Source organism: Tunicatimonas pelagia (assembly GCF_030506325.1).
Classification (GTDB): Bacteria; Bacteroidota; Bacteroidia; order Cytophagales; family Cyclobacteriaceae; genus Tunicatimonas; species Tunicatimonas pelagia.
The window spans coordinates 5897430-5910409 of sequence record NZ_CP120683.1; the positions used below are offsets into that span (position 1 = coordinate 5897430).

Consider the following 12980-nt stretch of genomic DNA (forward strand, 5'->3'; position numbering starts at 1 on the left):
GTAAAAGCTACGGCAGGTAACTACATGTTTTGACTAATTGTAGGAACCTGATTGACAGTGGGGACTTGACGGTTCGCCGCGCGATTAATCATATTCCTACGATTATCGCTCCGCCAGCACCCTTGAAATATTTGTTCGGTACGCCTGGATGGCTGGAATAAGCGAGGCAACTAAGCCAACTACTAAACTGCCAATAAGAATCCACAATTCTTCAGTGATAAACTGTCCGGCAGATAAGCCAAGCTGACCCGGGCGGGCGTAGAGTTGGGTGGCGATGAAAATGACCCCGTGTCCGAGTAATAATCCTAGTATGCACCCAGTCAGAGTAATAATTAGCCCTTCTAGGATTACGTGTGTGAAGAGTAGGGGAGGAGAGGCTCCCAACGAACGCATAATTGCCAGATCGTAACGACGGGCTTTTAGTGAGTTGTAAAGAGCAATGAAAATACTGAGGGCAGCAATGATTACGATGACGTAGGCGAAACCCTGAAGCATATCAATCCCGACGCCAATCAATGAGAACAATCGAGCAGTTTCAAATGGGGGAGAGGCTGCCTGCATATTGGTACGTTCGTTGATATAACGAGGAAGCTGTACGGCGGCCATGGGTGAACGAAACTGTACCAGCAAGGATGTGATTTCGTCACCCTCGTCGGGTAAGCCCTGTTTAGTAATGGCTTCATTATGTTCGTGTTCATGACCATTTTCATGATCATGGTTGTGCTCGTGCTCATTTTCATGGTCATGATCATGATTGGCTTCAGCATGAGTAGTATCCGTTTCGGGGCCATGATCATGTACTTGCCAAACACTTTCTAATGACGTAAGAATAAGGTTATCAACTACGTTTTGGGAGGGAGAGAGTATACCTACCACGGTAAACTGCTGATCATCGTGTACATTCAACCCATCATCTACAAAGCCGTGGCTACTGGCAAAGGTATCACCCACCGAGAGGCCTGATTGCTGAGCAACCACCGCCCCTAGCGTAACTTCCATCGACTTTTCCCAACGAATACCTTCCGAGACTTCTACCTGATAGAGATCAAGATATTCATAATTAGTACCTACAATTCGGTATCCCCGATAGCTGTCACCTAGTGAGAGCGGAATGGTATTTTTAATCAGGCGGTTACGAGAAAGCTGCCTGGCTTCCGACAAAGGAATATTTCCGGTAGGATAGTCTATGTGAAAAATACTGGATAGAATAATCTGAAGGGGGCTTCCTTTAGCTCCTACCACCAGATCAATACCTCGACTATTCTGCGTTAGAGACGTTTCTACCTGCTTACTAGCAAGCAGTAGTACCGTAATGATGGCAACCCCTAACGCTAACAATACTATGTTGAGCAGCGTATTGAGTGGCTTCGTCTTGATGTAGCTTCCGCTGAGCTTCAGTAGGTTCATGCTTTGGCCAGAGTCAGTTGGTGAGGAATATGTTCTTTCACCCGTTGGTCGTGGGTAACAATGAGCAGAGTCGCTTGGTGTTGCTGGGCTTGGTTTCGCAACAACTCCAATACCCGATTGCAGTTCTCATCATCCAGACTAGAAGTGGGTTCATCGGCCAAAATAACCGTTGGGTTGTTTAAAACCGCCCGGGCAATAGCAGCACGTTGAGCTTCTCCTTGGCTAAGGGTAGTCACCCGGGCTTTGGCCCTATGGTCTAACGAAAGTGAGGTTAGCGTCTTCTGAATCACTTTACGGTCTTGCTTCACCCCAGCTAAATATTGAGCTAGCAAAAGGTTTTGTTCTAATGTTAGGGAATTTAGCAGATGAGGTTGCTGGAAAATGAGACCTAGCTTCTGACCTCGGAAGCGATCAAGAGCACTACCGCTAAGCTGGGCAATATTCTGTGAGCCAATCATGATTTTTCCCTGAGTAGGGCGCAGTAATCCGGCCAGCAGGTGCAGCAAGGTGGTTTTTCCACTACCGGAAGCTCCTAGTAACACCGCGTGTTCTCCGGCGTTGACTAACCAATCAGGAAACTGAAATGGAGTAGAACGAGGCGTATACTGAAAGGTGACATTCTCTATTTGAATCATACCAGCCAAGATACTAAAAAAGGGGAAAGGGAGTACGGAAAACGGGAGAGAGGTTGATGGGATATTTTCCGTTTTTTGTAAATCATCTATCCCGCAGTATCCGTCCGAGCAGGATAGCGAGTACGTCAGAATGGTTGTCCATCGCTAACATTACGTGGCGACCTTTACCCCGCAGCACGGCAATTCCATCTGAATAGGGCTGAAAATTAAGGATGTTATCTAGCTGAATGGTCTTTTCTTGCTCATTGACCCGATAAATCAGTCGCTGATTGGTAAGGTAAATTTTACCTTTTTCCGCTTTGTCTGGCTGGCCATTGAATGGTGCCGAACTGTTAAGAGGTTGCCAGTAATTTCTCTCAGCTAGCTTGGTACGAATAGGCTTAGGTTGGGCAATGAGTATCTGGTCTGGTGCATCGTGCCAAGTAGCATTGGCCAGAAAGCAGCAACTTTCTTCTTTTGGAAATTCTAGCGGTACGTAGATGGTTGGCAGCCCTTCGTTCTCTAATTGCCACAGTAGGCGGTATTTGGCTAATTGCTTTCGGGTACTGGTACCCGATTGAGGGGTTGGTGTTACGTGGTTGCCCAGAATATTTAGCTCCTCTTCTTCTTCGGCAGATAAGGGTTCATCAGTAATAGCACCGATGATAAACTCCATTACAATGGATGTAGCTTTGTGCTGCTGAACGCGCTGAGTTACTTCCGCCGGGAGCTGTAGCTTGGTCTGTAGATCTTTTAGAAAGCGACGTTCCTTTTCATCCAACCGCTGATCTGCTAGAGCCGTCTCTAATTCGCGCCCGTGTACTTCTTGGCAAACTCTATGGTGTGCCAGATCTATATCTTTATCACTTAGCCCCAGCAGATGCTTTAGGTGCCTCAGACGATTGATTTCCTCTTCATTCAGATGGTTATCGTCAAAGCAATAGCGAAGATACGCTTTGTATAACTCCCGCAGTGAGCCATCAGTAAAGTCGGTGTACAGATTTAGTTCGTATTTATTGACAATTGCCAGAACGTCGGCGGGAGTAACGTCTAACAATGGTTTTTCGGATAGGAGGTTATTAATTTCTAAGACAGCGTTCTTCTCAGATTTTTGCCCTCTCATTTTTCCCCAGAGAGAGACCGATTCTAGGTTCGACTTATAAAATGGTTGTGTTTCCATAACTTCTCAAAACAGACAATTCGGCAATTTAGGCGAATTTTAGTCCACAGTCAATAGAGACAATTGATAAGTGACAATGGAAAATGGATAATTACAATGTGTAATGAAGATCGAAGACGAAAGACCAGAGTCGGGAGACTGAAGACTGAAGACTAAAGTAAGGAATAGCGTACTAATGGTAGCGAGCAACAGGGGTAGTGTTCTTCTCAACACAGTTTATTCTATTTCTCTAGCTTCCGACTTCCGACTTCGGTCTTCCCACTACCCTCAAATCTCAAACAATTGCTTGACGGGGGCGGCGTAGCTTTGTCCGGTGATGACTTCTTTTTGATTGGTGTCCCGCAGTTTAATAACGAATCGACTACCCGGTTGCTTCTTGATTTCGTGAATAAGATGACTGTTAATAATACTGGAGCGGTGTACCCGAACGAATTGCTCAGGCAGCTTAGCTTCCAGGTCGACTAAAGTGTATTCTACCAAGTGTTCCTTCCCTTTAGTGTCGTACAAGTAAACGTGATTGTCTTGAGCGTAGAAGCAGGCTATTTCTTCGGTAGGTTTAAAGATAGTTTTGCTCGCCAGCTTAAGGGGGAAGTTATGTAAACTTCTGTCTGGTTTAGTGTAACCATGACCGTTTTGGTTGAGTACGATAGGTGCCTGAGGAGGGGTTCGTAAACGACGAATGGCTAAGAAAACTAAGTATGCTAATGAACCGAATACCGCTAGCACCAGAACTACGTTGATAGTTGCCCATATTTCTAAAAAATCAGTTGGCGACCGAGAATTAACTACCTCGAGCTTTATTCCATCTTGATGAGGAAGCTTGTCAACAAGTGTTAATAGCTCGTCTTCGTAGAAAAATAAGTCGTCTACGTAAACAGCATAGTGCGAACCTATACCAAGAATTGGAAACCTTCGGTTTGCCAGCGCCTTTTGATGGTTAGGCTTTTGCCGAGCTTCTGACCTGAGCGTAAAATACGCAGCTTCTTTTTCAGCTATCAACCGAATGGTTTTTATCTCATTACTTCTTAGCATTAGCGCTACTTCCTCTCTGGTAGTTGATACGGGCTGAATGTTAGCAGTTAAATATTGAGCTAGCCTGAATAGAATTAAAAAAATGGCAGTGCTGGCTAAAATAATAGTACTGCTTCTCATAAGGAACTGGTATTTTTACCAAATGTATCACCTCGTTCTCGAAATTTGGTACGAAATACCGTAGTAAATCAGTCAATACTACTCACCCATTGGTGAATACTACTAATTAGCCCTTGAAAAAGGTGGGAAATTAAATAACATCCTCTACTTCTACGTTAATGCTACCCAAACCAGCTTTAATCTCAAAGTCCAGGGTATGTTCGGCGGTGTCGTATAAGTCATTAGTATAAACGCGACCGTCTTTTCGGAAGCCACGGGGAACATCTACATCACCCAGCCCCCCGGCAATATCCAATCGGATGCCTACGGTGCCGGGTAGTGAGAGGTTTAGCTCACCAATGCCACCTTTAATATCGGCTACTAAGCTGTTGCGCCACTTACCGGTTAAGTCCAGGGTTACTTCACCCACTCCGGCTTTAATGTCTAGTTCAGGTACGGAGCTATCGCGTAGGTCAATGGTATGTTCGCCCACCCCGGCTTTGATGTCCACACTATTGAGGGCGAGGCCTCGCAGATCAAGATTAGTTTCTCCAGCACCTAAATTGCACGACAAATCCTGGAGAATGTCATCGTTCAGTTGAATGACCCACTCATTCACTTGTTCATCATCACTCAAATTGATGTTTAAATTTTTCAGCTCAGGTTGTTCAATGGCCAGAAAGCCCGTCGCATCCTGGGTTTCGTAGGAAATTTCTGGCTCCCAAGAATCGTAGTTATAGGTAAAGTCCGCGTTCATCAGTTGCTTCGCTCCTCCGGTTACGGTAAGCCTTCCCGCCCTCATCTCAATGGTGGTAGAAACGGACTCAGCTCCTTCAGCATCAATCTGCTGAGTAATCGTGCGAGTTTCACTCGGCTCTTCTTGGGCAGTGCTAAACGGAATATCACAGGCAGAAAATATCAAGAAAATAAGTAGATAGGTTGGGTAATTGTGCATCATTTTGATGATAAGGTGATTTAATGGTAAAAACCGGAAACCGGAAACCGGAAACCGGACTTCGGTCTCCCGACTCCAGTCTCCGTAAAGATACCCAATTTTTTGTTTGCGATAAATTTTCTAGCTTAACTACTTCTCTGTATAATAGCGTACTATGCTTCAAATTATAAAAGGTGCTTATTCTCTCCTAAATCAGCATGAGGTGGCGGACATTTTCACTCGAGCGTTCGGAAGAAGCACAGGTTTTCTCCTTGTATTTGCGATTTTAGCAACTTCAATGCGCTGCACTACTACTCAGCCCGAAGAAGTAGTCAACAGTACCGATGAATCGGGTTGGGAAGTATACCGGGGTACCAAAGCAAGCAATCAGTATTCTTCCCTAGATCAAGTAAACACCCAAAATGTTAATCAGCTAGAGGTAGCCTGGACGTACCAGACGGGTGATGCTACCAAACGTTCGGCAATTCAGTGTAATCCAATTATGATTGACGGCACATTGTACGCTACCTCGCCCCAGCTAAAGGTAATTGCCCTTAATGCCGCTACGGGTGAAGAGCAGTGGGTGTTTAACCCAGCCGAAGCGTGGCGGTCGGCGGGAGTGAACCGAGGCGTAACCTACTGGAAACAAAACGAAGATAAACGAATTATCGCTTCGGCTGGGCCATACCTGTACGCACTCAATGCTGAAAATGGACGACTTATTGAAAGCTTTGGGCAGGATGGAAAAGTTGATCTTCGCGAGAACCTGGGGCGCGACCCGGAGAACCTGAGCGTTTGGATGACTTCACCCGGGATTGTCTACGAAAATTTACTAATTGTTGGTTCCGCTCTGGGCGAGGGCTATGAGGCTTCGCCGGGTCATATTCGGGCGTACAATATTCAGAGTGGTGAACTGGCCTGGGTATTTCGTACCATTCCGTACCCCGATGAGTTTGGTTACGACACTTGGCAAGAAGACGATTGGGAAACGGTGGGCGGAGCGAATTCCTGGGGTGGCTTAAGTCTGGACGAAAAACGCGGTTGGGTTTTTGCCGCCACGGGTTCCGCCGCTTTTGACTTTTACGGCGGACAGCGAACGGGGCAAAATCTCTTTGCCAACTGTGTGCTTGCGCTTAATGCTAAAACTGGTGAGCGAGTCTGGCACTACCAAACCGTTCACCACGACTTGTGGGATTACGACCATCCCACCTCACCCAATTTAGTAACCGTAGAACATGAAGGTCAACCTACTGAAGCCGTAGCCCAAGTTACGAAGACCGGATTCGTTTATCTATTAGACCGAGAAACTGGAGAGCCTCTCTTTCCGGTAGAAGAGCGTCCGGTACCGGCTAGTGACTTGATGGGAGAAGTTGCGTGGTCTACTCAACCCATTCCTACCAAGCCCCCGCCCTTTGTTCGCCAGTCAATCACGGCCGAAGAACTAACTCCGGTTTCTAAGGAGGCCAACCAAGCCGCTCGGGAGTGGTTGGCCGGATTACGGAACGAAGGAATCTTTACTCCACCCACCACTCAGGGATCGTTGCAAATTCCGGGTACGAGAGGAGGGGCTGAATGGAGTGGGGCTTCTTTCGACGCTGAAACGGGTATCTTGTACGTGAATGCGAATGAATTGCCTAACGTCATCACGCTGAAACCAATAGAAAATCAGGTAGCGGTTACCGAAGATACCAAAGTTCAACTAGCTTCCGCCGAGTTTAGTGGAAAAACAGGTTATCAATTGCACTGCGCTACTTGCCACGGGATCAATTTGGCCGGACAACTTCCGGCGATCCCGGCTCTCACTGAAGTAACTAATCACTTAAAAAGAGAGCAAGCTCAAACCATTTTAGCGCAAGGAAAAGGGCAGATGCCTTCGTTTGCCCACCTACCGGAAGCCGAACGGGAAGCAATTTTAGATTATGTCTGGGACTTTGATCCTGACAACGCCCAAGAAACAGCAGAAATCTCCGGTTCGGTGCGTTACATCCATACCGGATGGAACCGCTTTGAAGATAAAGATAAATACCCAGCCATTGCCCCACCTTGGGGCACACTCAACGCCATCGATTTAAACCAAGGCGAACTACTGTGGCAGGTTCCGTTGGGCGAGTTTGCGGAACTTACTGAACAAGGAATTCCTCCGACTGGAACCCAAAACCTGGGGGGCTGCGTAGCTACGGCAGGTGGTTTAGTATTTGTTGGAGCGACTATGGACGAAAAATTTCGGGCATTTGACAAGGAAACCGGAGAAATTTTGTGGGAAGTTCAGCTTCCGGCGGGAGGCTACGCCACTCCGAGTATCTACGCCATTGATGGTAAACAGTACGTGGTAGTTGCAGCGGGTGGAGGTGGAAAATGCGGAACCCCTTCGGGCGATAGCTACGTGGCATTTGCATTACCGGAAAAAAATCGTCAAAATTGATGGTGTTTTTTTAGTAATTTTTACTAAATTAATAAAAACAGACGTAATAACTCTCTTGAATTACTCTTCCTCATCGTCTAACCTTCAGTCTGATACGCAACTGTGGAATCAGCTGCGAAATGGAGAGCAGTCAGCGTACCTGGCTATCTACGAGCAGTTTTCGGATGTGTTGTACCAATACGGTGCTAAGTTCACATCGGATCGTGAGTTACTGTTAGACTGTCTGCACGATCTTTTTCTTGACCTATGGGATCGTCACCAGTATTTAGGAGCTACTGATTCTATTAAATTTTATCTCTTTAGAGCTTTGCGGCGGCGTATAGCACAATCCAGCTTGCGAACGACGGCTGATACAGAAGAGATAGAAGCAATAATGATAGACTCTTCTGATTTTCAGTGGGTGATTGATGAGGCTACCGACGAAAGGCGGCAGTATCTGCAACAGACTATTGCGTCGTTACCCGAGCGACAGCGAGAAGTAATTTACCTCCGGTTTTACAGTGATTTTACTTTTGAGGAAATTGCCGGAATCATGAAAATTGATTTGCGTTCGGCCTACAACCTTACGTACAAAGCCTTAGGAAAGTTAAGGGTTTCCATATCACCCAAGCAGCAGCTAATGCTAGGAGCAATTCTAACCGGGTTAGGAGTCTTTCTTACAAATTTCTTGTAAAATAGATTTGTTCTTTAAGAATTTTACAAGGAAAGTCCATTATTCCTATTCCAAATAAAAAAGCGTAAAAATATTTTACAATCAGCGGTGTAGTTTCCGCCTTTCTCTCCTTTCTCTGAGAAACTACCCTAGTGAACCAATCTCCTTTTTCATCTTCCGACCTACTTACTAATGACAAGTTTATTGCCTGGGTGCAATCTCCCACCCCGGAGCTGAATAATTACTGGCAGCAGTGGTTACAACGAAACCCGTATCGGGAGGAAGAATTATCCGAGGCCAGAGAGCTACTGCTGGCGTTGCGGACTGATAAAGAGGTTTTTCCGCAAGCTGAAAAGCAGCAGTTATTTGAAAAACTCTCCGCGCATAGCCAGGGTCGGTCTTATTCTCAAATCAACAGACCCAAAGTTCGTTCGGTAAACTATTGGCGTCCGATAGGCGTAGCGGCTTCGGTAATTATTGCCGCGCTATTTGTCGGTCTTTTGATATGGAGTAGCCAGCCTAACCAAATGATTATCGCTACTCAGTACGGAGAAACTCAGGAGTTTACCCTACCTGATGGCACTGAAGTATTTTTAAATGCTAACTCTACCTTACGGTATTCCACTGAGGATACCCCTCGCGAAGTATGGTTAGAAGGAGAGGCATATTTCCAGGTAGTCAAACAGAAAAACGGCCTCACTCAAGATTTAGACGATTTTAAAGTACATACCCGTAACCTAACTGTTCGGGTATTAGGGACCCGCTTTGTGGTAGACAGTCGGAAGGAGCAGGTAGTGCTCGACGAAGGTAAAGTTGAAGTGCAGCCTCGCGCAAATGATCAAACCAATCTCTCTTTAGTGCCTGGTGAAATGGCCGTGCTTAACCAGGAGACAAAGCAGATTAAAGTGAGCCAGGTAAATCCCTACGAGTACATCGCCTGGAAAGATAACCAGCTCATTTTCAATGAGACACCCTTATACGAAATCGCCCAGCTATTGCAAGATCGCTACGGTTACGAGGTGAAATTCAAGACTCCTGCTACCCGGCTGGAAACATTCAACGGTACCTTTCCGGCCAACGATCTACAGATACTCTTTCGAACGCTGGAAAAGTCTATATCGCTGGAAGTCAATGAGAAAACTATACTGATTAACGAATAAATCTTAGCCTAAAACACCAATGTCAAATACAAAAACTACGTTTATGAAGAATCTATTACTATCACGGTGGGTAGGTGCGATCCTGCTCATGATGGGGGTAGGGTTAGGTGCGGTTAACGCCCAGCCGATTGCCTCAGCCGCCACCTACCATTACTCGCAGGGAGAGCAATGGCAACCACTGCAGACGGTACTACAGTCAGTGCAGGATAATTATGAAGTTTACCTCAACTACAAAACTTCTCTAGTGCAGGGAAAGGAGGTGAACGTGAAGAAAATCAAGATTGGGCAGAATCAGATAGAAGATGTGCTGCAAAAAGTTTTAGTGCCCCATCAATTATCGTTTGAGAAATTAAAGGATAACTACTATGTGATCTATAAGCAAAATCAATTGCCTTCCGTAAAACCCCTGAGCCCCAATAGCGACCCAAAGGAGACCGTTAGGCAGGCCGGAAGTCTGCTTTCTGCAATCGAGCGGAACTGGAACCGGCAACCGTTAGTCGTCCTAGAACAAACCATCAGAGGCACAGTAATCGACGTGGAAAATAATGAACCCCTACCGGGAGTCAATGTGCTAGCGAAAGGGACAACGACTGGTACCGTGACCGACGTTGATGGTAACTACCGCCTCACCGTGGGAGATGACATTACCAACTTGGTATTTTCTTCAGTGGGTTATCTTTCGGAAGAAGTAGAGATCAATGGTAGAAATATTGTTAACCTCTCATTAAGCCCTGATATACAATCGCTGTCCGAAGTAGTGGTGATAGGCTATGGTACCCAGAAAAAAAGCGATTTAACTGGTTCAGTATCCTCCATACCTAGCGAAGAGATTACCGCGTACCCGGCTGCCGGAGCAGTGCAAGCCTTACAAGGCCGAGCGGCCGGGGTGCAAATCCAAGCCAATAACGGCGAGCCAGGTGCCGACCAGAAGGTGCGAATCCGCGGTGGTACATCCATCAACGCGGGCAGTGATCCGCTCTATGTAATTGACGGATTTGTTGGTGGCGTTTTACCTCCACCAGAAGATATCGCTTCTATTGAAGTGCTGAAAGATGCGTCAGCTACCGCTATTTACGGGTCAAGGGGAGCTAACGGGGTGGTGATGGTGACTACTAAACGAGGAACTACCGGAAAGCCCAAGATTAGTTTTGCTACTTCTCTTTCCACCCAAGAAGAAATTAATCGTCTGGATCTACTGGGGCGAGACGACTACCTCGATTATGTGACTGAGGTAAATACCGACTACGTTCCGGGTGACGATAACGTTGACTGGCAAGACATCATTTTTCAGCCCGGGTATATTCAAAACTACCAGCTTTCGGTAGCTGGCGGCAGTGACAACGTGAAGTACTACGTGTCGGGTACGTACTTCGATCAAGAAGGAGTTATCATTAACTCTAACTTTAACCGCCTTTCCATCACCAGTAATATTGACATTGAGGCATCGGAGCGGTTTCGGCTCGGCTTAAATATCTTAGGGCGGCGGCAAAACCGCGATGGGGTACGAACCCAGGAGAACTCCGGAGGAGCCAATAACGCTGGAGTAGTATCTTCGGCCTTTAAGTTTGGGCCGGACATTGGAGCACGTAATGCCGATGGTAGCTTTACGCTGGCTCAGCTCGGCGACCCCCACGATAATCCTTTCGCAGTGGCTACCGAACAGGAAAACGAGTCGGTGGAAGACCGATTACAAGCGAACACTTACGCCGAGTTTGATATTCTGGATGGGTTAAAGTTTAGAACTACATTAGGGGTAAGCACCGAAAACGAGCGAAGAGGCGAATATACTCCTACCACACTGCAAGGTGGTATAGGAGTAGGCGGAGAGGGAGAAGTTCGCGGAATTAAGAATACGCTATTCCTCAACGAAAACTACCTTACCTACACCAAGACCTTTGCCGGAATTCACGATTTCAATATTCTGGGTGGGTACTCTTACCAGCGTAATGAGTTTGAAGACTGGCGTGCCCGAGGGCAAGGGCTCATTACCGACGCGGGTTCGTTCCGCAACTTGGGAACGGCATCGGTATGGCTACAGCCGGAATCAAGCTTTAACGATTGGGTGCTATCCTCATTTTACGGACGGGTAAACTATACTTTAGCTGATAAATATTTATTCACCTTCAACGCTCGCTACGATGGTTCATCTCGGTTAGCGGAAGGCAATCAGTGGACATTCTTTCCTTCGGGGGCCATTGCCTGGAATGTGACCGAAGAAAGGTTCTTGCAAGATAATGAGTGGTTGAGTTTTTTGAAAATCCGGGGAAGCTACGGAGTTACTGGTAACCAATCTATTAGCCCCTACCAAACACTAGCTCAGTTTGATTCTCGTTTAAGTGTGGTCAACGGTGAACCGGTAAATGCGGTAGGCCCTGATCGGGTAGCCAATCGCGACCTGACTTGGGAAACTACCACTCAACTGGATATAGGAGCCGACTTTGGTTTCCTGGAAGATCGTATTACGGCGACGGTAGATTGGTACCGAATGGAAACCGATAATTTGCTTTTTGAACAGGACCTACCCAGTGTAGTAGGAGTAGCTACTCAGTTGGTTAATCTTGGTACGGTAGAGAATCGAGGGTTTGAAGTAACGATTAACTCTCGCAACATTTCCGGACCTCTCACCTGGGATATGGGAATTAATTTTTCCCGAAACCGTAATAAAGTGCTTTCGCTACCCAATGGCAACGATGTGTTTTATGGAGCTGCCCCAGGACACATGGTAGGGATTGGTGATACGCACGTTTTGCGGGAAGGGCAGCCAGTAGGTACTTTCTTCGGATGGATTTACGACGGAGTATATCAAGAAGGAGACGAAATGATTGCTGATGGTGGCCCTCAGCCGGGCGATGAGAAATTTCGTGACATTGACGGCACTCAGGATGCTGACGGTAACCTGACGGGTGAGCCGGATGGTACAATTAATAATAACGACCGGACGATTATTGGTGATCCCAATCCGGATTTTATCTGGGGCTTGAATAATACATTTAAGTGGAAGGGATTTGACCTCAATGTATTCTTTCAGGGCTCACAAGGAAACGATATAGCGAACTTTACGCTGTTTGAACTGGATCTGATGGCTGGCCTGAACAACGCCACCACTGCCGCATTAGATCGATGGACACCCTCCAATACTGATACCGATGTGCCCCGAGCGGCCCCTCGTACCCGACGACTTTCTACCCGCTGGATACAAGACGGTAGCTATATCCGCCTGAAAAATATAGCGTTAGGCTATAACTTTCCAGCTAGTGTACTGGATCGGCTGAATCTTGAGCGATTACGGGTCTACGTAAGTGCCCAGAATATTTTAACCTTTACTGACTACGAGGGCTACGATCCTGAAGTAAATTACCGATCCAACCCTGCTGCGGATGGGGTGAACAATCGAGATAGTAATCGAAACTTAGGGCTAGACTACGGAAGCTATCCGAACGCTAAAGCATATACCGTAGGACTCAACGTTACCTTTTAAAT

At 46.6% G+C, this 12980-nt stretch carries 9 protein-coding genes; 4 read left to right on the plus strand and 5 right to left on the minus strand.

Annotation, left to right across the window (positions count from 1 at the left end; genetic code table 11):
* Positions 1–102 precede the first annotated feature (102 nt).
* The 5 genes from P0M28_RS25295 to P0M28_RS25315 all read right to left on the minus strand — a co-directional run bounded on the left by P0M28_RS25295 (position 103) and on the right by P0M28_RS25315 (position 5290).
* Complete coding sequence (locus P0M28_RS25295; protein ID WP_302206149.1) at positions 103–1407, minus strand: ABC transporter permease; 1305 nt, start codon at positions 1405–1407, stop codon at positions 103–105.
* Positions 1404–2042 (minus strand): ABC transporter ATP-binding protein, encoded by a 639-nt coding sequence (locus P0M28_RS25300; protein ID WP_302206150.1) that lies wholly within the window; start codon positions 2040–2042, stop codon positions 1404–1406. Before P0M28_RS25300 ends, P0M28_RS25295 begins: the two co-directional genes overlap by 4 nt.
* Before the next feature lie 82 nt (positions 2043–2124).
* A complete protein-coding gene (locus P0M28_RS25305; RefSeq protein ID WP_302206152.1) occupies positions 2125–3201 on the minus strand; it encodes a PH domain-containing protein in 1077 nt (358 codons plus the stop codon).
* A gap of 267 nt (positions 3202–3468) precedes the next feature.
* Positions 3469–4353, minus strand: a complete 885-nt coding sequence (locus P0M28_RS25310) for a LytTR family DNA-binding domain-containing protein (RefSeq protein WP_302206153.1) — start codon at positions 4351–4353, stop codon at positions 3469–3471.
* 130 nt (positions 4354–4483) lie between these two features.
* Entirely contained in the window at positions 4484–5290 is an 807-nt protein-coding gene (locus P0M28_RS25315) for a toast rack family protein (RefSeq protein WP_302206154.1), read from the minus strand.
* A 151-nt stretch (positions 5291–5441) separates the two neighbouring features.
* Between P0M28_RS25315 and P0M28_RS25320 the strand changes: the two genes are divergently transcribed.
* From P0M28_RS25320 to P0M28_RS25335, 4 genes are all read left to right on the plus strand, one after another.
* The gene (locus P0M28_RS25320) at positions 5442–7688 is read left to right on the plus strand and encodes a pyrroloquinoline quinone-dependent dehydrogenase (RefSeq protein WP_302206155.1); all 2247 of its coding nucleotides are present in this window, start codon (positions 5442–5444) and stop codon (positions 7686–7688) included.
* A 55-nt stretch (positions 7689–7743) separates the two neighbouring features.
* The gene (locus tag P0M28_RS25325) at positions 7744–8361 is read left to right on the plus strand and encodes an RNA polymerase sigma factor (RefSeq protein WP_302206156.1); all 618 of its coding nucleotides are present in this window, start codon (positions 7744–7746) and stop codon (positions 8359–8361) included.
* A gap of 131 nt (positions 8362–8492) precedes the next feature.
* The gene (locus P0M28_RS25330) at positions 8493–9500 is read left to right on the plus strand and encodes a FecR family protein (RefSeq protein ID WP_302206157.1); all 1008 of its coding nucleotides are present in this window, start codon (positions 8493–8495) and stop codon (positions 9498–9500) included.
* Positions 9501–9543: 43 nt separating this feature from the next.
* On the plus strand, positions 9544–12978 hold the full coding sequence (locus tag P0M28_RS25335) for a SusC/RagA family TonB-linked outer membrane protein (protein WP_302206158.1): 3435 nt from the start codon (positions 9544–9546) through the stop codon (positions 12976–12978).
* Positions 12979–12980: the final 2 nt, after the last annotated feature.